We start from the raw sequence: 22725 nt of genomic DNA, 5'->3' as shown, positions 1-22725 counted from the left end.
CATATGATCCTTTCTGTGGTTCATAATTGGATAGGTGACATGGGTCACCTTTTTGTTATTGTATCATTTGTAACCTCAATAGCAGCAGCATGGGGTTATTTCAATGCTTATAAAAAGGCAAATACAGTTGAAGCTAAACCAGCTTTACAATATGCCCGAACCTTATTTGCTATTCATGGTTTGGCTGTATTAGGGATAGTATTAACCCTATTTGCTATTATTTATAATAACTACTTTGAATATCATTATGCCTGGAGCCATTCCAGCAGACATTTGCCTGTTCATTATATGGTTTCTTCATTTTGGGAGGGGCAAGAAGGAAGTTTTCTTCTTTGGATATTCTGGCATGCAGTAACTGCGGTTTTCATTATTGGAAAAGGTGGTGAATGGGAAGCTCCCGTTATGACTGTTTTCTCTGTGGTTCAGGCCTTTCTTACTTCAATGGTCCTTGGTGTAGTATTGCCAGGAATTGAACTTAAGTTGGGAAGTAGTCCGTTTATGTTACTACGCGATGTTCTTGATGACCCTACTTTTATATCTAACCCTGACTTTGTGCCAGAGGATGGTCGCGGGCTTAATCCGCTACTTCAAAATATATGGATGGTAATTCACCCTCCAACTTTGTTCTTTGGATTTGCTTTAACTCTTGTTCCTTTTAGCTTTTTTATATCTGGATTGTGGACAAGAAATTACAGAGAATGGATAAGACCAGCATTACCATGGACATTGCTAGCTGCAGGAGTTTTAGGTGTTGGGATTATTATGGGTGCCTACTGGGCTTATGAAACTTTAAATTTTGGAGGATATTGGAACTGGGACCCTGTTGAAAATGCTGTATATGTACCATGGCTATTTTTAGTAGCATCATATCATGTAATGATAGTCTTTCAACGAAGTAAGTCAGGTTTAATGGGAGCAATGGTACTTGTTCTAACCATGTATACACTTATTTTGTATAGTACCTTCCTTACCCGGTCAGGTGTATTAGGTGAGTCTTCAGTTCATAGTTTTACAGATTTAGGTTTAAGTGGTCAGCTACTTATTTACCTTCTGTTTTTCTTTATTGGAGGTGTAGGAATGCTTATTTATCATAACCGTAGTATTCCTAAATCTCAAAAAGACCTTGAAACATATTCTGGTGAATTCTGGGTGTTTATCGGAGCTCTGGTATTGATATTAATGGGAACCCAGGTATTATTGCCTACTTCTATCCCTGTTTATAATAAAATTGTTGAGTTTTTTGGAGGGATATCAACTGCCGCTGCGCCTTCAGATCCTGCAGAATATTCAAAATATCAGATTTGGTTTGCAATATTGTTAACAATTGTATCTGGAATTGCTCAATATTTTTGGTGGAGAAATGTTAAAAAAGGAACTGTCCTGGCTTCCTTTGCTCCGGCAATCGTACTGACAATGGTGATTGTTCTAATAATCTTAAACATTGGCTTTACTTATTCTGATTTCAGGTTAATTGTAATGCTCGTTGCCGGTGTGTTTTCTCTTATCGTAAATGGTCAGATACTTATAGATCTGGTGAAGAAAAAACCATCACTTAGTGGAGGAGCAATAACCCATATTGGTGTGGCATTTATGGTCCTCGGGATTCTATATTCTACAGGATTTTCTAATGTAGTTTCTGAGAATAAATCAGGGCTAGTCATTAATAAGAATATGACAACCGAAGAAAACAGGGAAAACCTTGTGCTTTGGTTTGATGAAAATGCTGAGATGGCTGAATATGATCTCAATTATTTAGGTAGACATGTAAAACTTGATGATATAAATGAGTACGTCAGACTTTCAGAAATCCTGCCTACTGATGATCCTTATAAAGTTGTAATTGCTCGTGATTTATTAGATGGAGAAGAGTTAGTCGCTGCGAAAGGAGATACTTTTTCTCTTAATCCGGAAAACACATATTATAAAATCAGACATATCAAAGATGACGAAGTTATTGATATGTATCCTAGAGTTCAGGATAATCCTGATATGGGTAAAGTAGTTTCTCCTGATTTATTACATACATTTACACGAGACTTCTATACTTATGCAACTGTAATTCCACCAAGTGATGATGAATTAAAATGGGTGGCAGCTGATACTCTTGTTATTTCTAAAGGTGAGGAATTCTTTATTAATGATTATGTAAGTACACTCAAAGATGTAGTTAAACTCGATGCTGAGGAATTAAGTTTCCGAGGTTTGAACGAGAATGACCTGGCATTAAAAGCAGTGATTGAGATTAAGAGCCAGACAATGAGTCATATTGTTGAGCCTCTAATAGTAATCAGAGAAGATATGGGGGCTTCATTAGAAGATGAACTAATTGAAATTGGAACTAAGGTGAGATTCTTAGGCATTGATCCTGCAACTGAAAAGTTTAAGTTTGTTCCATATACTACTCAAAAGGATTTTGTGGTAATTAAATCTATTGAAAAGCCATGGATCAATTTACTTTGGTTAGGTACAATAATTCTTGCAATAGGATTTGCTATCAGTACTGTCAGAAGGTTCAAAGATTATGAAAAAAAGAATGCTTAATTGATTCTTGTTTCATTAAATTAGCGCAAAATCGTATCACTATGCCTAAAGATAGAATTGCGCTTGATTCCGAATTTGGAACATTAAAGTCGGTAATTATGCACAGGCCGGGAAAAGAAATTGACCGGCTGACTCCTTATAACAAATCAGAACTTCTATTTGAGGATGTTCCTTTTTTGCAGCAGATGCAAAAGGAGCATGACGAATTTACAATTCTGATAAAACAAGCGGCAGGTGCTAAAGTTTATCGACTTCATGAATTATTAATTGATGTACTCATTGACGATAATCTTTTATTAGGCACTATAAAAGATGCGTTGGAGGGAAGTGGAATTGAAGAGCATGCTGAGGAATTTATTGCAAGATACAGTACTTCAGAGTGTGCTGGGATTTTATTACATGGTATAAAGGTAAATGAGTTGAAGAGGAAATATAAATCTTCAGCTCTTAATGAGTTTGATGATTATGAGTATTTAATTAAGCCAAATCCAAACCTTTATTTTATGCGTGATCCTGCTGCAGTTGTTCAGACAGGTATTATCAATAGTAGAATGAAGTTTCCTGGTCGTCAAAGGGAGTCAAAGTTATTGAGAACTATTTTTGAAAATCATGAGGACTTCAAAAGCAAGGCAAAATTCATAGAAACCGGAACAGGAATTAATACTTGTATTGAAGGTGGAGATGTGATAGTCCTTTCTGATAAAGCACTTGCAATTGGTCATTCTGAGCGAACAGATACTAAAGCCATTGAGGCAGTGGCTAAACAAGTATTAGCAGAAGGAGGTGTAGAGCGTGTTTATGAGGTTCATTTACCAAAGGTTCGTAACTGTATGCACTTGGATACAGTATTTACTATTATCGATGAAAACCTGGTAGTTACCTACCCGGATGCAATGCAATCTGTTCTTCAAACAAATGTATACAGATTGGAAAAGATCGATTCTGATGGTGATGTGGTTTTGAGTAAAGAGGAAATTAATGAATCAATATTAAAAGTCTTACAGGATGAAATCGACCATCTTGAGGTGGTTGAAACAGGTAATGGTAATCCTGATTATGCTCGAAGAGAGCAATGGTTTGATGGAGCAAATGTTTTTGCTATTGGACCTCGAAGAGTAATTTCGTATAATAGGAACATTCATACAAACAGAGCTCTACGCGATGCGGGAGTGGAAGTTTTAGAAATTAGCAGTAGTGAACTTAGTCGTGGGCTTGGTGGACCAAGGTGTATGACCATGCCGATAGAGCGACAAAAATTTTAAAATGAACACAGAAATAATAATAATATTTTTAAGCTTACTGTTTTCTGCACTTTTTAGTGGAATAGAAATAGCCTTTATCTCTGCCAATAAACTACATCTGGAGCTTGGCAAAAATGAAACTGGAATTACCGCCAAAGCATTGCGGAATATTACTAGAAGACCATCCCTATTTATAGCAACCTTATTAACCGGAAATACAATAGCGTTATCTGTCTATGGTATTTTTATGGCAAAAATTCTTTTGCCGGTTATTCACGAATGGTTGCCTGGATATGTTGATAATCAGGTGGTTACTCTAGCTATTCAAACTGCAATTTCTACATTACTTGTTCTTGCTACAGCAGAATTTCTTCCTAAAAGTATATTCTTAATCAATCCGAATGCTATGTTGTCGTTTTTTGCGCCAATTATGAGTGTTCTTTATTATTTTTTATTGCTTTTTGTATATCCTATTGAAATTCTCTCAAGGTTTGTTATAAATAAGGTGTTCAGATTAAACTATGCGGATGACAGACCTGCGTTTGGTTTAAATGATCTTGAATATTATGTAAAGGAAACCCTGGAGTCAAAGGACGAAGATGTTAAAGTTGAAGTAAATACAAAGATCCTTACTAATGCATTAGAATTTAAAAGTGTAAAAGTGCGGGAGTGTATGGTTCCACGAACCGAAATAGTGGCAATAGATATGGATGATGTCAATATGGAGGAGGTAAGGAAGTCTTTTATTGAAAGCGGCCATTCAAAAATTTTGGTTTACAATGAGTCTATTGATGATATCAAAGGATATTGCCATTCAATGGAGTTGTTTAAAAAGCCAAAAGAACTTGATCAGATTTTAAATCCGATATTGATTGTGCCAGAAACAATGCAGGCTAATGAACTTTTGATTCAGTTTATCAATGACCATAAAAGTCTTGCTCTTGTAGTGGACGAGTTTGGCGGTACATCAGGTATCGTTACAATTGAGGATATTATAGAAGAAATATTCGGTGATATCCAGGATGAGCATGATGAAGAAGATTGGTTGGAGCGAAAACTTGAAGAGGATAAGTATTTGCTTAGTGCCCGTCATGAGATAGACGATCTTATTGAAAGGCATAATTGGCCGATTCCTGAAGGTGATTATGATACCCTAGGAGGATATATTCTTTCGATAACAGAGGATATTCCAGAGGAAGGACAGATAATTGAGAATGAATTTTTTAAAATAACAATAAAAACTATTGAAGAGGCAAGAATCGACACAGTTGAACTAGAAGTTAAAAATTCTGAAAGGTATAGCTAAATAGAATTTTATTTTTTGTTATAAGACTGCTTTTGGTTAGCTTTGCACGATTTTGGAAGAATCTTATTTATTAAAAAAGACCAAATAACTCATACGAATGGCTGGAATTATTAATACTTTGAGACAGCGGATGGCTACCCTTTTGTTGGTAGTAATTGGACTGGCCCTGTTGGCATTTATTTTAACTGATTTATTTAATCAGCAAACAGGAATTTTTGGGTCGGGTAATGAAAGAATTGTAGGAACTGTTAACGGGAATGAAATCAGCGTTGATGAGTTTACTGCACAAGTCGACCAGTTAGAACAACTTCAATATGGTGGAATGGGCCTTAATGAGGCGCAGCGTTATGCATTAAGAAATACTGCATGGCAAAGCATGATCAATAGGGTTTTATTCAACGAGCAGTTTGAAGATCTTGGAATTTCGGTAACTGAAGCTGAACTGAAAGATGCAGTTCAGGGTCAGAATATCAGTCCTGAGATCAGACAATATTTCACCAACCCTCAAACAGGGGAATTTGATAAAGCATTTATTCAACAATATCTAAGAGAACTAGGTAATGCTGATATCAATTCTGCTCAATATCAACAATGGTTGATGATCGAAAATCAAATCAAAAGCGGTCGTCAAAGAGTAAAATATGATAACTTTTTTGTTGGAGCAGCATATGCATCAACTGCAGAAGCAAAAAACTATTATAAAAATAACAATAGCGTAGTTGAGGCTAATTACCTATATATCCCTTATATCGCTATTGATGATTCACAAATAGATCAGCCTACTGATAGTGAGCTTCAGGCTTACATTGATGAGAATGAAGAGTTATTTCAGGTTGATGCAGCAAGATCACTAAAGTATGTTTCTTTTGATGTTGCTCCTTCAGCTAAAGATTCTGCAGCTGTAAATGAAATTATGAATAAAGCTCTGGCAGAGTTAGAAGCAGGAAATTCTCCTGATTCGGTAATCGCTGCAGCTACTTCAGAATCACCTAATCCTTATGCTACTGTAAGATATCATGAACTCCCTCAGGAACTTCAAGATACCATACCAGGATTAAGAGTTGGTGGTATTATCGGGCCATTCCAAAGAGGAAATACAATGGTCATCTATAAATTCTCTAATATTGCAGAAGATACTGCTTATTCAGTTAAAGCATCTCACATTTTATTTGAGAAAAAGACTGGTGCAGACTCTGTTCAAAATGATGAATTAAAAGCAAAAGCAGAATCAGTTTTAGCGCAAGCTTTAAATGGTGATAATTTCGCATCTTTAGTTGCTGCAAATAGCGATGATGCAAGCTCAAGAAATACAGGCGGTCAGCTAGGATGGATAAAAGAAGGTGCTATTCAAGATCAATTAAAGCCTTTTAGCGATGCTTTATTTACATTCAGTGGAAAAGGAATTGTTCCTAAAGTAATTGAAACTGATCTAGGATATCACATCATTAAAGTAGACGAATCTAAAACTAAGACTTTATATAAGTTTGCGAATATTACAAAGGAATTAGTTCCTAGTAAGCAGACATATAATAATATCTACAGAGATGCTGCAAGATTCCAGGCTGAAGTTACAGACGTTTCTTCTTTTGAAGCTAAAGCTGATGAATTAGGAAAGAGTGTTTTTGATGCAGACGAAGTATTGGCTCAATCAAGAAGCGTTATGGGAATCCCTAACAGCAGAGGACTAGTAACTTGGTTATATAATGAGGCTTCTACAGGTAAAGTTTCAGATGTTTTTGATTTTGAAACAAGATTTGTAATCGCTGTAATGACAGGTGAAAGAGGTGCTGGTGTTGCAAGAGTTAAGGATGTTCAGAACCTAGTTACAGAGAAAGTAAAAAATCAGAAGAAAGCAGCTAAAATTAAAGAGATGTTAGCAGGTAAAAGCGGATCTCTTGAAGAGTTAGCTAAAATATTTGGGTCTGATGCAGAAGTTAATACTACTGCTGACTTAAAATTATCTTCTAATAGTATTGGAACAACTGTAGGATTGTCTCCTAATTCTGTAGGTGTTGCATTTGGATTAGCTCCAGGTAAGAGAAGCAACCCAATTGAAGAGGACAGAGGAATTGTTATTGTTGAAGTGACTAACAAATCTGAAGCTCCGGAAATTGCAGATTACACAGCAGTAAAAAATGAAATCCTTCAGATAAAGAGAAGTCAGCTAGCAAATGACTTAAATGTTGTTCTTGAAGAGTCAGCTGATATAGAAGATTTAAGATATAAGTTTTTCTAATAATATCTTTTAACAGAATTGAAGCCATGGGTTAACACTCATGGCTTTTTTCGTAACTTTAGGTTAAATATATTTTTACAGAGATGGCAACCCAAAAAGAACTAGATATTCAGAAGTTTAAGGATCAATTAGATGCCAGCTATCAATGGCCAGCTTTATATAAGTATAAGTTTATTGTTCCTTCTGATAAAATTGATGAAGTAAAGGCATTGTTTCCTAAAAGTGAAGTGGTAATTAAGCCTTCAAAAAAAGGCAATTATGCTAGTCTGACAGCAGATATTATGTCCCCTTCTAGTGATGATATTATCAAGGTTTACCTTAAGGCTTCAGAAATTGAGGGTATTATTTCCTTATGATGATTATTCAAGAATTTGTTTGAGATAAGACGTCAATTCATTTCGAACTTCTTCTTTAGGTATTCCATCGTATGGAGCAGTAACTATTGCTTTTAAAAGATCACCAACGACATGCTTTTCAAAGCCTAGTTTTTCAGCAAATTTAATTGTTAATGATAGCTCAACATCTTCAATTACACCATCCAGATATATCATATAAACGATGTCATAAATTTCTTCAAGTGACGCCAGCTTGTTTTCCGGAATTTTGAAAGATATACTTTCTCTTTCAGTTAAAGCTTCATCTGGAATGTTTAATTGTTCTCCCCATTTATCAATGCATGCTTTAAAAGCATTATTTCCTTCATAGTCACTTTTAACGAAAGCATAAATATTATAATATGCCTGCTTGACATGGTCAAACTCATTTTTATCAATTTGTGACAGGGGTTGAGACATTCTATTATCCTTTTTATAACTTTATAACGGAAAACCATTAAAAAGTTTAGCTATTATATACAATTATTACTGAATTCTGGCTATAATTTGGAATATCAACCATAAATAAAATAAAATATGTGGAAAGAACAAGATAATAAGCTAGTAAGGACATTTAAATTTGATGATTTTGTTCAAGCTTTTGGTTTTATGACTCGTGTGGCACTCGAAGCGGAGAAGAGAGATCACCACCCTAATTGGAGTAATGTCTATAATACTGTTACAATAGAATTGACAACTCATGATGCCGGTAACACAATAACTGATAAGGACAGAGACCTGGCAAGCGCTATAGATAAATTAGTTTAATGGAAGAACCTCAAAAAACAGGACTATATCTTGTTCCTACTCCAATAGGTAATCTTGAAGATATTACTTTAAGGGGCATACGAGTTCTTAAGGAAGCTGATTTGATTCTTGCAGAAGATACTCGCACAAGTGGAAAGCTTCTTTCTCATTATGAAATTACCACTCCAATGAAAAGCTTTCATGCTCATAACGAACATAAAGCGTTGGATAGTATTATCAGGCAATTGAAGGAAGGAGCAGTTTTTGCATTGGTGACAGATGCAGGAACTCCGGGAATTTCTGACCCTGGATTTTTACTAGCCAGAGAGTGTATGCAAGAAGGAATTAAAGTAGAGTGCTTGCCTGGAGCTACAGCATTCATCCCAGCTTTGGTGAAGTCTGGTATACCTTCAGATAAATTCGTTTTCGAAGGTTTTTTACCGCAAAAAAAGGGGCGGCAAACAAGGCTTAAATATATTGCTGAAGAAGATAAGACGGTTGTTTTATATGAATCTCCTCATAGGTTAATTAAACTATTAAATTCTATTCTCGAAGAATGTGGGGAAGAAAGAGTGATTTCGGTAAGCAGAGAGCTAACTAAGCGCTTTGAGGAAACCATCAACGGGAGTGTTAAAGAGGTTTTAGACTATTTCACCGAATTTCCTGGTAAGGTTAAGGGAGAATTTGTAGTTATTATTCAAGGAAAAGACTAATGAATTTAAATAAGGATTTTTTTCAAGAGTGCAGAAACATTATTCATGATGTTGGTCAGTTTATCTTAAATGAATCAAAGAGTTTTGATTTTGATAATGTAGAAAAGAAAGGCTTTAATGATCTAGTTTCATATGTGGATAAGCAGGCAGAAAAGCAGTTAGTTGATAGATTAATGGCTTTACTACCTGAGGCAGGTATGATCGCAGAAGAAGGAACTCTGGATAAGAAAGGAGAAAAATATAATTGGATCATTGACCCATTAGACGGAACAACAAACTTCACTCATGGTCTTCCTGTCTTTGCTGTTAGCGTTGCTCTCATGGAAGACAATGAGCTTATTGCCGGTTTTATATATGAGCCGAACAGAGATGAATTTTTTCATGCTGTTAAGGGTCAGGGTGCATTTATGAATGAATCACCAATATCAGTATCCAAAATACCAACGCTAAGCGATTCATTAGTTGCAACAGGCTTTCCATATTATGATTTTGGTAAGATAAATGATTATGTTAAAATATTGATGACTTTCATGCAGAAGTCACATGGTGTGAGGCGAATGGGGAGTGCTGCAATAGATCTTGCCTATGTTTCATGTGGGCGATTTGAAGGCTTTTTTGAATATAATTTGCAACCATGGGATGTTGCAGCAGGAGCATTGATTGTAAAAGAGGCAGGAGGAAATGTGACTGATTTTTCCGGAGGAGAAAATTTTGTTTTTGGTAAGGAGATTCTAGCCGGGAATAGTGCCCATCCTGAAATGCTTGATACAATTAGAAATTACTGGTAGTATGAAAAAATACTTTTTAATAATAGCGATAACTTTTTTGTCATTAAATATCGCTTTTTCTCAAGTGAAGGATCTTAGTGATAAAGCTCAGATTAGTCTTATCACAATCGAACCCGGACAAAATGAGTTATATGCAGCTTTTGGGCATTCAGGAATTCGAGTTTATGACCCGATAAGAGGAATAGACTTCATGTATAATTATGGAATCTTTGACTTTAATCAGCCTAATTTTTATTTGAATTTTGCGAGGGGTTATTTGCTTTATAAACTTGGAGGAGCTTCTTTTCCGGCATATGTTAATCACTATAGTTCTAGAGAAAATCGTACTGTTAAAGAACTTCCTCTTAAACTAACTCCTGGACAGGCTGAGGCAATCCACCAGTATTTGAAAAATAATATCAAACCTGAAAACCAAAACTATTATTACGACTATTATTATAATAATTGTGCTACTAAAGTTTATGATGTTTTTGCCGAGGTATTAGGAGAACAGTTACAAACTGACTGGACATTTATAGATACTGATTTAAGCTTTAGAGAAAGCACTAATGATTTATTAGCCTGGCAGCCTTGGGGAAGTGTGGGTATTAATCTTGGACTTGGTATGCCCATTGATAAAAAAATGACTCCTAGAGAGTATACTTATCTACCAGAATATGTTGAAAAAGCGTTTTTGCATTCTCAAGTAAATGGGCAGAAAATGGCTGATTCAGATAATTTAATAATTCATTATACCAGAAATGAAGAGCTTGCAGCAAGTGAAAAACCAGGTTTTTTTACTCCAATGCTTGTTTTTTGGGTAATTTTTGGAATAATATTTTTAATTACTCTTACCGGGTACCGGGATTATAGATGGTTTAAGTTCATTGATGTTATCTGGTTTTTTGTATTGGGTTTAGTAGGCTTACTGTTAACTTTTCTTTGGTTCTTTACAGATCATCATGCAGCAGAAAACAACCTCAATATTTTATGGGCTTGGCCAACGCATTTGATTTTTGCGTTTCTTTTACTCAAAAAGTCCTACCCTACTTATTTAAGAAGATACTTTTTGATTTGTGGTTGGGTTATGATCCTTATTGCTTTGCTTTGGGGGCTTTTACCACAGCAGTATCATCCATCATTTTTACCAATTATCTTGGTGTCAATTGTGAGGTGTTTTTATATATACTTGATTACAACAAAAAGGGAGGGGCTACAAATAAGGGTGTGAGGTTAAACCCAAACTTTGCTTCCTTCCGAACAGTTTTTGCACATTTCAATTTGGTCCCTGGAATTGAAAAGTAGATTTCTGAAATTTTGATATGATTTACTTTTCCAAATGTCCTCAAATGTGTTTTCTCTTATAGATCCCATGGAGTGGTGAGCATCTTTGTCGAAACAGCAAGGGACAATTTTACCATCCCAGGTCATAACACAGCTGTGCCACATTTTCCAGCAACTATCTTCAGGTTCAGATTTTAATTTATATTGTCCATTCGCGGTTTTAATATATCTTGAATACTGTGTGTTTTCAGGGATTAATGGGGATCCATTTTTATAATCATAAATTTGAGCTGATTTAAAAACCACTTTATCCACACCCAGATCCTTTGCTAGTTGTTTTACATCTTCAATCTGATGTTCATTTGGTTTGACTACCAGAAATTGAAAAATAATAAACGGGGTTTTTGATTTCAAGTTTTTTCTGGCTTCGATCAGGTTTTTAGTTCCTTCAATTACTTTGTCAAGTTTGCCTCCCACCCGATATTGCTGATAGGTGTCTTGTGTAGTCCCATCAATACTAATTATCATCCTGTCCAATCCGGATTTAACTGTTTTTTCAGCATTTTCCTTTGTCAGGTAGTGCGCATTAGTACTGGTAGCAGTATATATTCTATTTTTTGAAGCTAGACTAACCAGATCATAAAAATGTTTATTCAAATATGGCTCTCCCTGGAAATATAAAAGAAGATATGTCAGCCTGTTGCTGACTTCATTTATGAGTTTTTTATAAGTGTCTAATTGTAAAGCACCGGTATCTCTTGTGAAAGACCTGAGTCCGCTGGGGCATTCAGGACATCTGAGATTACAAGAGGTTGTGGGTTCGACGCTTATAGAAACAGGAATTCCTGCCTGCCTTACTTTACCAGTCCATTTAGACCAGTAATAGCTTCCTAGTACCTTAAAACCATTGCTAACCTTGGGCAAGGTTAGTTTGCTGATAAAGTTCAGGCTGTCTTTGTATGAAGAAAGAAATTCCATCGATGTGAATTTATCGAATAGATATTTGGTAGCCAACAAAAACTATTTTTCAATATCTAAATGTTCTTCTCCCGAATTATCTCCGATCAAGTCATCATGAAGGATTGAAATTCTGGTTTTATAAAGGCGCATGGATGTTACACTGACAGTTTGAAGAAAAGGCCCTCTTTTCATTATCACATCATTTTCAGGATCTCCATCACCTGCATGGTAGTGAAAATTTCTAATGTTGTATGTTTGAGATAGGTCGTTTTCTTTTTCCCATTTCCGGAACCATTCTTTTCTTTTTTTTACAGTTTCAGGTCCATACAGAGGAGCTGAAGCCCATAAATGGGTTTTATTAGAATCAAGAGTTTTAATGTGTCTGGTTTTTTCGTCCCAACGAAACACAGTCAGCTCACCATTAGAATAAATAATAAGTGTAAAGGGTTCGATGTTGTGAACATTATAATTATTGACAAAAGTTGAAACATCATTAGTGACTAATGCATCAAGCAAGACTATCCCCCGACTTAATCTGTAAGGTGGATTATGTTTATGAGGGACAAACGCTCCATTTAATAAACAGGCAAGGTTGCCATTTTCACTGCCGCCAATCCATGAGCCCCCTCCTTGAGGATCTTTTGGGAAGATTAAGTTTGTGTGCTTATATAAGTGTATTGCTGGAGATAAAGCATTAGATCTAAGAATTGTTTCGTCTCTGTTACTTGTAATTTCAACACCGTTATTTACCCTGGCAAAACTTACTGTGCACATTAAACTTAAAGTTTTTCAATTTCATTAAAGATAAGGTCTGATTCAAAACCTCGTCCGGCAAGGAAGTTAGCACATTTCATCTTTTTAGTATAATAGTCTTCTTCCTTTTCAAGTTTAGACCATTTTTCTTTCATGAGGCTCCTTAATATATCGAGATATTCCTCAGAAGGTATTGATTTGAGAGCATTATCAATATACTGTTCTTTAATACCCTTAGAGTTCAGCATGTATTTTATTTTGATCCTGCCCCATTTATTAAATTTATAGTGATCATTTACAAAAGCTGCAGCAAAACGCTCTTCATTTATGAAGCCTTCATCAATCAAAATGTCAATAATTTTGTTAGTCTGGGCTTTGGAAAGGCCAAGTTTTTTATCGTTCAGTAACTTTTTTCTTATATCTGAAGAGCAGACTTCACGCATAGCGCAGTACCGGGAATATTTTACCAGTGCTTCTTTTATAACCAGTTTATCCATCTTGTTTATGCAAAATATCCAAGGATAGCAATTGTCATTAAGGCAAAACCTGCAAATAGTAAAATTAGTTTCAGATAGCCAGTGAATCCTTCTCTTAAGAAAGTTCTGGGACGATGTCTGACAATATATAGAGTAAGCATGCCTGGGCTGGCAAGTAATACTCCGAGCATGAAAAGGAAAATACGTTCAGCCATAAAAAAACCGGGTGTTACCCGGTCAATTTATTTAATTAAATTCTTTCTTTTAAGTATTGCTTCAATGAATTTTACTTCACCTTCAGTTTTAAACAACTTATATGGCCAGTGAATTATCTGGGCTTTGTTAACAAATAGTACAAAAGCATCTTTTGTTTTATTTGCCTTGGTAATCAAATCCCATTTAATAGGCATACCCTGTTTGGTGTTTATTTTTACCAAGATTTGCTGAGAAGTAATCTCGTAGCTAAGTTTTTCGAAAAGCATTTTGCCTTGCTCGTGTTGTGTTAAGCCGGCAAACTGGATTAACCAGAATAGTAGATAAAGGACTAATGCTATCGTTGAACCAATGAACCACCACCATGAAGGCCAGATCAAAGCTCCGGCATTAATTGCAAGATAGATCAAAAACACCCACCATTGTTCTTTAAGTATATTAGCCATTCCCAACTTAATATAAGTGTTGGTCGGCAACTGATATTTCCTTGTTCTTATTAACATTTTAAATAATACGCTTTAACGGATGGCAAAACTAGCTATAAAATGCCTTTTTTCCATTGCATTGTCTGATAAAATAAAGACTTTAATGATCAATAAAGCAGGTTAACCTACACATTGATAAAAAAAGAAAATTATCATGATTGTGAATAGTAGAGCATTTAATAGCAGTGAAAACAGGTTTCTTCCGGATCTTTTATTCATCTATAGCTTTTAAACTTAGGTCAAGGCTACCAGCAGAATGAGTTAAGGCTCCAACAGAAATGTAATCAACACCGCTTTCTGCAATAGCAGTTATGGTCTCTTCAGTGATACCACCAGATGCTTCAGTTACAGTTCTGCCATTGATTAATTCTACTGCTTCTTTCAATATTTCAGGCCCCATGTTATCTAATAGTATAGAATAAATGCCTTCGTGATCTAGTACCTGCTTAACCTCATCAAGATTACGGGTTTCAACCTCGATTTTAAGATCTAGTCCCTTTTTATGAAGATAATTTTTCGTTGCTGAAATAGCTTCATGTATTCCGCCGGCAAAATCAATATGGTTGTCTTTGAGCATAACCATATCATATAGACCAAAACGATGGTTTTTTCCTCCCCCGATAACTACAGCCCATTTTTCACAAATTCTGAAGTTAGGGGTAGTTTTTCTTGTGTCTAATAATTTTGCATTGGTGTGGGAAATCAGGTCATTCAGATTAGATGTATAAGTTGCAATTCCACTCATTCGTTGCATGCAATTCAATACTAACCTTTCTGATGTCAAAATAGAACGAGCTTTTCCTTCAACAGTAAATGCTATTTCACCTTGCTTGACTCTGGCTCCGTCACCAATTAAAGTTTCAACTTTAAGCTCAGGATCAAAATAGTCAAATATCTGTTTTGCCATTTCAATACCGGCAATAATACCATCATCCTTAACAAGAAGTTTTGCTTTTCCTATGGCATCTTCAGGTACACTTGCCAAAGTACTGTGATCACCATCTCCAATGTCTTCAGCTAAAGCAGCTTTTATAAAAGCCTCAACGGAGGATTCATTCAAATATTCCATCATTCTTTATTGAACGTGAGGTTAATAACAATGTATTCACCTTCTATATTTTTCATCCTTATTAAAACAACGAAACTAGTATCATCACAGATATACTTTCCGATGGCATATCGTAATTGACCTTTACTGGATGATCCCTGGTGGCTGACCTGAAAGTCTTTAGGCGGGTACTTCATGAAAAACTCCTTCAATACAAACTCTGCCTGATTCTGGCTGTATACAGAACTTTCATTATCAAAATTAATCTCAACGTTGTTGCTGAGATATTTTGCCAACTCCCTCGAAGATCCAATTTTAATGGCTTCCTGAATATTATTCAACGCTGCACCGTTCTGACCAAAGACATTCGAAGCTGCAAAGAAAAATATCAGACAGTAAAAAAGATGTTTAATTTTAAACATGAAATCTTAAAAATATTGTCATCTTCATAATTAAGCTAAAACTATGCCAGTTAAATGCAAAAAACAAATTCATTACAGGAATTTGGATATGTTTAACTAAAATAGGTCAAGCCGAATTGCTAAATTTACATTAAAAATAAATATAATCTATTGATATGCGAAAAGTTATCTTGATGATTCTAGATGGATGGGGATTAGCGACAAAACCGGAAGTGTCTGCAATTGCAAAGGCTAATACACCATTTATGGATAGTGCCTTTGAAAAATACCCTCATTCAAAGCTTGAGGCTTCGGGACTTGCTGTAGGATTACCTGATGGACAAATGGGTAATTCAGAGGTTGGGCACATGAATATAGGTGCCGGAAGGGTTGTTTACCAGGACCTTGTGAAAATAAACAGGTCGATTGAAAGTGGAGAAATCAAAGATAATGAGGTGTTGACAAATGCATATGATTATGCTAAAAAGAATAATAAAAATGTTCATCTCATTGGATTGGTTTCTGATGGAGGTGTTCATTCTCATATAAATCACCTTAAAGGATTGATAAGTTATGCGTCAGAATTGGGGCTAGAAGATGTATTTGTTCATGCATTTACCGACGGACGCGATACTGACCCTAAAAGTGGTGAAGGTTATCTTAAAGATTTAAAATCTCATATGGATGGTACTACCGGTAAATTGGCTACCATAATTGGCAGATATTATGCCATGGATAGAGATAAAAGATGGGAACGTGTCAAACTGGCATACGATGCAATGGTTAAAGGTGAAGGTAAAATTACTACCGATCCGATTAAAGCATTAGTAGAGTCATATGAAGAAGGTGTAACTGATGAATTTGTAAAACCGATAATTGGTTCTGAAGATGGAAAGGAACCTTTGGCTGTTATTAAAGAAGGTGATGTAGTAATCTGTTTTAATTTCAGGACTGATAGAGGAAGAGAAATTACAATGGTTCTTACTCAGCAGGATTTTCCTGAGCAGGATATGAAGAAACTGGATCTTCATTATGTTACAATGGCTCGATATGATGATACATTCAAAGGTGTATCGGTAATATTTGAGAAAGACAATCTATCTAATACTCTGGGAGAAACATTGGCTGATCAGAATAAGAAACAAATCAGGATTGCTGAAACTGAAAAATACCCTCATGTTACTTTTTTCTTTTCTGGTGGTCGTGAGACAGAGTTTGATGGTGAAAAAAGACTCCTGGTTCCTTCACCAAAAGTTGCTACCTATGATCTTCAGCCAGAAATGAGCGCACGTGAGATTACTGATGCAATAGTAAAAGAAATTGAAAAGGAAGAAGTTGATTTTGTATGTCTGAATTTTGCAAACCCTGATATGGTGGGACATACTGGTGTATTTGAAGCAGCCGTTAAAGCATGTGAAACAGTAGATCAATGTGCTAAAGAAGTAGCCGAAGCCGGGTTAGAACATGGTTATGATTCAATCATCATTGCTGACCATGGCAACAGTGACTATATGATTAATGAAGATGGGTCGCCTAATACGGCACATACTACTAACCTGGTTCCTATGATTCATGTTAGTAAATCACCTGTTAAAATGAAAGATGGTAAGCTTGGAGATCTGGCGCCAACAATTTTAACGTTGATGGATCTAAAAGTTCCTGAGGAAATGACTGGTGAGGTGTTGATTAAAGAGCCAGTTAGTCAATAATAAAGAATAATGTTAAATCATAAAGCCCGGTACAACGGGCTTTTTTTATTTTTTAGTAAGTTTGCAACTAATTTTTAATAGTATAGGTTATTAATAAGATGGTTAACCGACTTCTATTGTTTTTTCTTATTGGAATATTGTCTGGATGCGCTCAGGATAAGCCCGAGAAATATTCAGCGTATAAGGTACATCCTATTACCTATCAATTACAAATTCTTGACTCGCTAAATATGGCAGTTCTGCCAGAAGAAAATTTAAAAGTGAAGAAGACAGTTACATATAATGGCCAGGAAGAAGTGGTTGAGTTAACTGATGTAAATTGGAATAAGGAGTTAAGTTTTCTATCTGATTTTAAGCCTGAAAAAATTTTTAAAGCAAATGCCTTAGATTCAACAAGCCAGAATCTCACAACTGGTGTAGAAAGAAGGGAGTATGTGGTAACAGATACTTCTTATTTTAATATAAGGAAATTTGCTGTGGAATTAAAAGATGATAAGATCAAGCATATTTCTGCCGAAATCAAAGATGAAAACATACTTTACCATACTAAAAAGGTAATTGAATTAGATTTTGATCCTGAAAGCAGGATGCTGAAGCAATATTTTTATTTTGAGCAAAAAAATATGGCCTTAAGAGGTCTTAACGAGTATAGTATTAAAGCAAGCATTATAGAATAAATAGATGGCGAAGGGAAGAACAAGGGAGCCTCTTAAAGAAGGAGAGAAAAGAAAGCTTAATAAGGAAAATATAGGGAAAATTTATAGAGTGTTCAGATATGTAATGCCCTATAAAAAGACCTTTATATTAGGAATGCTAGCATTATTTGTTTCGTCAGGAGTATTATTGGCAATACCATTTTTAATTGGAAAAATTGTTGATGAGGCTCAGGGAGAGAATGAATGGGTGATAAAGGGAATCAATAATTTGGGGTTATTATTACTCGGAATTTTGTTTGTCCAAAGTATTTTTTCATTTAGCAGGATTTACTTGTTTTCAAAATTTAGTGAAAACGGTATGGCTGACTTAAGAAAGTCTTTGTTTTCAAAGTTTCTTTCTTTGCCTATGGCTTTCTATGATAAACATCGCGTGGGAGAGCTTGTTTCTAGACTGACTTCTGATATTTCGCAATTACATACTACATTCACTACAACACTTGCTGAGTTTTTCAGACAAATTATCACATTACTTATAGGAACGGTGGTAATTTTTGTAATGACACCACAGCTAAGCTTGTTCATGCTTGGTACCCTGCCTTTGATAATTATTGTTGCAATGATCTTTGGTAAGTTCATCAGAAGAATGTCAAGGGAGACTCAGGATAAATTAGCCGCCACCAATATTATTGCTGAAGAAAGTATGCAAAGTATTCAGGCGGTAAAGGCATTTGTAAATGAAAAATTCGAATTCTCAAGATATAGCCGTTCAATAAAAGACCAGGTTGATATCGCCATTAAAACTTCAACTTATCAAGGCCTATTTGTTTCTTTTATTATTTTCTTTTTAATGGGGGGAATAATCGGAGTGATCTGGTATGGAGCCACACTTGTTCAGGATGGAGATATAAGCATGGGCGATTTAACCAGCTTTGTATTTTTTACGGCATTCATGGGTGGTTCTATCGCGGGAATTGGTAATATAATTCCACAAATTCAACGTGCAGTAGGTGCTTCTGAGCGTGTACTAGAGATTATTGAAGAAGATAGTGAACCTTCTAGAAGTAAAGAACCTGGAGCAATCGACTCGGAAAACCCAAAATTATCTGTTGCTTTCCAGAATGTATCATTTGCTTATCCTACCAGAAAGGAAATGCAAGTGTTAAAAGATATTAGCCTGAATATTCAACCGGGACAAAAAGTAGCATTAGTTGGCCCGAGTGGGGCTGGTAAGTCAACCATTACTCAATTGATCATGAGATTCTATCAGCCTGATAGTGGTACAATCAGTGTTGGTGATGTAAATATCGAATCTCTGGATCTTGAAGAATATCGTTCTTTAATTGGAGTTGTGCCTCAGGAAGTGATTCTTTTTGGAGGAACTATTAAAGAGAATATAGCTTATGGTAATCCTGAAGCTTCTGAGGATGATATTATTGAAGCAGCCAGGAAAGCTAATGCCCTTGATTTTATAAATTCATTTCCGGAAGGATTTGAAACCCTTGTTGGAGAACGAGGTGTTAAGCTTTCGGGTGGTCAGAGACAGCGTATTGCAATTGCCAGAGCTATTTTAAAAGATCCAAGACTATTAATTCTTGATGAAGCCACTAGTGCATTGGATGCAGAATCTGAATTTTTGATTCAGGATGCATTAGAGAAATTAATGGCTGACAGAACAACTATAATAATTGCTCATAGATTAGGGACCATCAAAAAGGCAGACAATATTTTCGTTATTGAAGATGGCGTAATAGCCGAAAGTGGTACTCATGAGGAGCTAAAACAAAGGGCAAAAGGAGTTTATAAAAACCTGGTTCAACTTCAGTTACAAGATTAAAAAAATTCATCTTTTTACATTGATAATTCAATTATTCGTGTATCTTGCGAGGATAATTTAATCCCATTCAACGCCAGTGTGGTATATAATTAACAACTTTTAATGGCGAGATTGGCCTAAAGAGAAGTTGTAAATATTTTTTTATGTTTCAGGAAGTTGATTACACTTTAGTAGCAATATTCGCGGTTGTAATTATTGGATTTTTAGTGATTGACCTGGGCATACTTAACAAGTCATCCCATAAGATCAGCACTAAAAGTGCCATGTATCAGACCATATTTTGGATAATAATATCCCTTATTTTTGGGGTACTTATTTTCTTTGAATATAGTACTGAGCAATACACCTCCAAGGAAAATTTTTTCCTGTATTTAACTGCCTATCTTTTAGAGAAAGCATTAAGTCTTGATAATATTTTCGTTATCCTGTTGATCCTTAGATATTTTAAAGTCAAGGAAAAACACTATCACAGGATTTTATTCTGGGGTATTTTGGGTGCGTTGATATTTAGAGGGGTATTTATATTTGTTGGTGCAGCCCTTGTAGAAAGATTCCACTGGATATTATACATTTTCGGATTCTTCCTGATCTATTCAGGAGTGAAACTTCTATTTGAAAGTGAAGATGATGAGATAAATCCTGAAAAGAACCCAATTATCAAGTTTACCCGAAAGTACCTTAAAATCACCAAGGGCAATTACGGCGGAAAATTTTTGATGATAAGAAATGGGGCTTTGTTTTTTACTCCATTATTTCTAGTTCTTATATTAATCGAAACAACAGATTTGATTTTTGCAGTAGACTCAATTCCTGCAGCTTTTGCAATTACTACTGATGAGTTTCTGATTTATACTTCAAATATTTTTGCAGTTTTAGGGTTAAGGGCAATGTTCTTCCTTCTTGCTGGAATATTGGATAAATTCTACCTGTTACAAAAAGGACTATCGTTAATTCTGGTATTTATAGGAGTCAAAATGCTACTAACCTGGTTTGAAGAACCTGGGGAAGAGCCAATGATCGAACCTGTAGTAAGCTTTATTATAATAATCGGAACAATGGCTTTGTCAATTGTTATGTCGGTGATCTTGCCAAAAAAACTGGCTAATTGATTTTCTCCTGATTTTCCGAAGTTTCCGTTACACAAGTTGAGCAATATAAATCTCTAAGATATCTTTCTTCCAGTAACTGGAAGCTGATTCCTCCTGCTTGATAAGAATTAAAAAGTTTACAGTACAATACTTTTTCACGTTGTGAAAATCTTTTTAATAATTCACGATAAGCCGGACTTCTTAGAAAAACATCCTTAGTGATGGTAAAAGCTATATAATCACTTACTAAGCCAGAATAAACACCTTGTTGGTATGCATATTCTGAAAGAATATCAATTGCCATAGAACTAAAGCCGAAATACTCCAGGAAGCGGGCTGTTTGCTGAGTTTCTTTAGGAGTTAGTTCAGTCTTTCTCAAGGTCATATCGAGTACTTGTAGAATCAGGTCTAATTCTTTATAATCTTTTTGTTTTTTAGCCCTTTCAGCCATTAACAAGAATTTATTGAGTCTTATTTTATAGTATGCCTGATCAATTAAACTGTCTGGTACATCTTCAAGCCTGGCGAAGTATTTCTTTTCTTCAATAGTTGAAAAATCATTTTCGTGAAAAAGAAGCTTACAACTCAGATTTAGACTGTTGTATTTTAGCCAATTTGGTAAATCACCATAATTACCTGAACGCTCAATATACCACCAGGCTTCTTTAACTGTCATATTATCATTGAAGTGCTCAGTTAATACGATTTCATTCAACCATTTATAAGGCTCGTTAGCTTCATTGAATACTTTCCCGAGGAGATTCTCTATTGATATTTCTTTCTTCTTGATATATTTTAGTAATCCGTCAATTTTCGATGGGGTTGGCGGATACTTAAAAAAATCTTGAGGAATAGTTGAGTAAGTGTTGATTTCAGATTCTCTCGGACTTAAGTATAAGTCAACCACAGTAGCTCTATGGTTTTTCAGGATTTGTTCTAAAGTGCCACTATTAGCATTAACAAAACTCCGGATTTCGCTTTTAGGCTTGTTAACGAGATATGCCCATGGAGATTTTCCTATGTCACGATAGAACTGGGCCCAGTTTTCCTCTGTCATTATCTCAAGTGGGAAGCGATTTTCCGAATATCCCCTGATATAACCTGCTACTGACTTCGCTCTGTTTTCCTGAAGAATCTTATTTCTCTCTTCACTACCTTCAATTGAAGCAAAACCATAGATTACGACACTATCGATATTATTTTCAAACAGGTTTAGGTTGAAAAGGAGTTTATTGAGAGCAACTTTATTTATCTGCGTTTCTGCCTTATCAAAAGGAACAGTAAACCTGATCGTGTCTTTACCTATCCATTTATACTTTTCGGTTAAAAATACAGTGTCTTCCTGTACCCTGAAAAATGATAGAGGCAACCTCCAACTAGGAGGAGGAAGGTCATAAAAGGTGTTGTAATAACAATGATATCCTTTTTGAAGGATTATCAGATTGTATTCAAGGTTTTGTGATTTTAATTCTATGCCGAGAGTTGATCCAAGAAAGATATAAAAATATCCATTGTCTTTAAAAACAACCCTGTCTTCAAGATCATCTTTAAAAACGGGAGGTAATAAAATGCCACGATGAAGGCTTCGTTGCGAATAGCCTACTTTATCTCCGCATTTATATAATTCCTTACTAACCACATCCACCATCAGCCCATCTTTGGATGATGTTAACAAGGATTCAAAAAGCCATTCAATGTCATTGGTGACGAAAAAAACGCTGTCACCTCTACCTGTCAGGCCATATTCTATCGTAGCAGGGAGATTATCAAGGGTCTGTAGACATTCCTGGCAATATTTAGGATATTTATCACCCGGATCCTCATAGTAATCCTGACCATTGATAATTAATGGAAAGAAAAATAATAGCCAACCATATCTGACCAGACCCATAT

At 35.5% G+C, this 22725-nt stretch carries 22 protein-coding genes; 13 read left to right on the top strand and 9 right to left on the bottom strand.

Annotation, left to right across the window (positions count from 1 at the left end):
* The first annotated feature begins 3 nt into the window (after positions 1–3).
* The 5 genes from ccsA to HH304_RS00165 all read left to right on the top strand — a co-directional run bounded on the left by ccsA (position 4) and on the right by HH304_RS00165 (position 7680).
* Positions 4–2541, top strand: coding sequence for a cytochrome c biogenesis protein CcsA (ccsA, locus tag HH304_RS00185; RefSeq protein WP_271711444.1), 2538 nt, complete (start codon positions 4–6; stop codon positions 2539–2541).
* A 41-nt stretch (positions 2542–2582) separates the two neighbouring features.
* Positions 2583–3803, top strand: a complete 1221-nt coding sequence (locus tag HH304_RS00180) for an arginine deiminase (RefSeq protein WP_271711443.1) — start codon at positions 2583–2585, stop codon at positions 3801–3803.
* A gap of 1 nt (position 3804) precedes the next feature.
* Complete coding sequence (locus HH304_RS00175; RefSeq protein ID WP_169677428.1) at positions 3805–5088, top strand: hemolysin family protein; 1284 nt, start codon at positions 3805–3807, stop codon at positions 5086–5088.
* A gap of 97 nt (positions 5089–5185) precedes the next feature.
* Complete coding sequence (locus HH304_RS00170; protein WP_169677427.1) at positions 5186–7324, top strand: peptidylprolyl isomerase; 2139 nt, start codon at positions 5186–5188, stop codon at positions 7322–7324.
* 83 nt (positions 7325–7407) lie between these two features.
* Positions 7408–7680: a DUF493 family protein gene (locus HH304_RS00165; protein WP_169677426.1), complete on the top strand. Its 273-nt coding sequence runs from the start codon at positions 7408–7410 to the stop codon at positions 7678–7680.
* A gap of 3 nt (positions 7681–7683) precedes the next feature.
* On the opposite strand, the gene HH304_RS00160 is transcribed toward HH304_RS00165, so the two are convergent.
* Complete coding sequence (locus HH304_RS00160) at positions 7684–8118, bottom strand: hypothetical protein (RefSeq protein WP_169677425.1); 435 nt, start codon at positions 8116–8118, stop codon at positions 7684–7686.
* A gap of 117 nt (positions 8119–8235) precedes the next feature.
* Here HH304_RS00160 and HH304_RS00155 point away from each other — a divergent pair, with 117 nt between their 5' ends.
* From HH304_RS00155 to HH304_RS00140, 4 genes are read left to right on the top strand one after another with little or no spacing between them, the layout of a single operon-like run.
* Complete coding sequence (locus HH304_RS00155; protein ID WP_169677424.1) at positions 8236–8466, top strand: 4a-hydroxytetrahydrobiopterin dehydratase; 231 nt, start codon at positions 8236–8238, stop codon at positions 8464–8466.
* Positions 8466–9158 (top strand): 16S rRNA (cytidine(1402)-2'-O)-methyltransferase, encoded by a 693-nt coding sequence (rsmI, locus tag HH304_RS00150; RefSeq protein ID WP_169677423.1) that lies wholly within the window; start codon positions 8466–8468, stop codon positions 9156–9158. Before HH304_RS00155 ends, rsmI begins: the two co-directional genes overlap by 1 nt.
* A complete protein-coding gene (locus HH304_RS00145; RefSeq protein ID WP_169677422.1) occupies positions 9158–9946 on the top strand; it encodes an inositol monophosphatase family protein in 789 nt (262 codons plus the stop codon). The genes rsmI and HH304_RS00145 overlap by 1 nt, the downstream gene beginning before the upstream one ends.
* 1 nt (position 9947) lies before the next feature.
* Positions 9948–11156 carry a lipoprotein N-acyltransferase Lnb domain-containing protein gene (locus HH304_RS00140; protein WP_169677421.1) on the top strand — a complete coding sequence of 403 codons (1209 nt, stop codon included), beginning with the start codon at positions 9948–9950 and terminating at the stop codon, positions 11154–11156.
* Positions 11157–11158: 2 nt separating this feature from the next.
* Here the strand turns inward: HH304_RS00140 and HH304_RS00135 are convergent, their stop codons facing one another.
* The 7 genes from HH304_RS00135 to HH304_RS00105 form a co-directional block, all read right to left on the bottom strand.
* The gene (locus tag HH304_RS00135; protein WP_169677420.1) at positions 11159–12187 is read right to left on the bottom strand and encodes a radical SAM/SPASM domain-containing protein; all 1029 of its coding nucleotides are present in this window, start codon (positions 12185–12187) and stop codon (positions 11159–11161) included.
* 42 nt (positions 12188–12229) lie between these two features.
* On the bottom strand, positions 12230–12943 hold the full coding sequence (locus HH304_RS00130; protein WP_169677419.1) for an NRDE family protein: 714 nt from the start codon (positions 12941–12943) through the stop codon (positions 12230–12232).
* Positions 12944–12948: 5 nt separating this feature from the next.
* Positions 12949–13419, bottom strand: coding sequence for a regulatory protein RecX (locus HH304_RS00125; protein ID WP_169677418.1), 471 nt, complete (start codon positions 13417–13419; stop codon positions 12949–12951).
* Between the two features lie 5 nt (positions 13420–13424).
* Positions 13425–13613 carry a hypothetical protein gene (locus HH304_RS00120; RefSeq protein WP_169677417.1) on the bottom strand — a complete coding sequence of 63 codons (189 nt, stop codon included), beginning with the start codon at positions 13611–13613 and terminating at the stop codon, positions 13425–13427.
* A gap of 27 nt (positions 13614–13640) precedes the next feature.
* A complete protein-coding gene (locus HH304_RS00115; protein ID WP_169677416.1) occupies positions 13641–14114 on the bottom strand; it encodes a YcxB family protein in 474 nt (157 codons plus the stop codon).
* A gap of 193 nt (positions 14115–14307) precedes the next feature.
* Positions 14308–15168, bottom strand: coding sequence for a carboxylating nicotinate-nucleotide diphosphorylase (gene nadC / locus HH304_RS00110; RefSeq protein ID WP_169677415.1), 861 nt, complete (start codon positions 15166–15168; stop codon positions 14308–14310).
* Positions 15165–15566, bottom strand: coding sequence for a DUF4783 domain-containing protein (locus HH304_RS00105; protein ID WP_169677414.1), 402 nt, complete (start codon positions 15564–15566; stop codon positions 15165–15167). Before HH304_RS00105 ends, nadC begins: the two co-directional genes overlap by 4 nt.
* A gap of 155 nt (positions 15567–15721) precedes the next feature.
* On the opposite strand from HH304_RS00105, the gene gpmI reads away from it, so the two are divergent.
* From gpmI to HH304_RS00085, 4 genes are all read left to right on the top strand, one after another.
* Positions 15722–17254, top strand: coding sequence for a 2,3-bisphosphoglycerate-independent phosphoglycerate mutase (gene gpmI / locus HH304_RS00100; RefSeq protein WP_169677413.1), 1533 nt, complete (start codon positions 15722–15724; stop codon positions 17252–17254).
* Between the two features lie 116 nt (positions 17255–17370).
* Positions 17371–17931 carry a hypothetical protein gene (locus HH304_RS00095; protein ID WP_169677412.1) on the top strand — a complete coding sequence of 187 codons (561 nt, stop codon included), beginning with the start codon at positions 17371–17373 and terminating at the stop codon, positions 17929–17931.
* A 4-nt stretch (positions 17932–17935) separates the two neighbouring features.
* A complete protein-coding gene (locus HH304_RS00090; RefSeq protein WP_169677411.1) occupies positions 17936–19744 on the top strand; it encodes an ABC transporter ATP-binding protein in 1809 nt (602 codons plus the stop codon).
* A gap of 143 nt (positions 19745–19887) precedes the next feature.
* Positions 19888–20853, top strand: a complete 966-nt coding sequence (locus HH304_RS00085) for a TerC/Alx family metal homeostasis membrane protein (protein WP_169677410.1) — start codon at positions 19888–19890, stop codon at positions 20851–20853.
* On the opposite strand, the gene HH304_RS00080 is transcribed toward HH304_RS00085, so the two are convergent.
* Positions 20846–22723 carry an OmpA family protein gene (locus tag HH304_RS00080; RefSeq protein WP_169677409.1) on the bottom strand — a complete coding sequence of 626 codons (1878 nt, stop codon included), beginning with the start codon at positions 22721–22723 and terminating at the stop codon, positions 20846–20848. The two genes, HH304_RS00085 and HH304_RS00080, sit on opposite strands and share 8 nt — an antisense overlap.
* Positions 22724–22725: the final 2 nt, after the last annotated feature.

The sequence above is a fragment of the Marinigracilibium pacificum genome, assembly GCF_012926615.1.
In the GTDB taxonomy this organism is placed as follows: domain Bacteria; phylum Bacteroidota; class Bacteroidia; order Cytophagales; family Cyclobacteriaceae; genus Mangrovivirga; species Mangrovivirga pacifica.
This window is presented reverse-complemented; position numbering and strand designations above follow the sequence as displayed.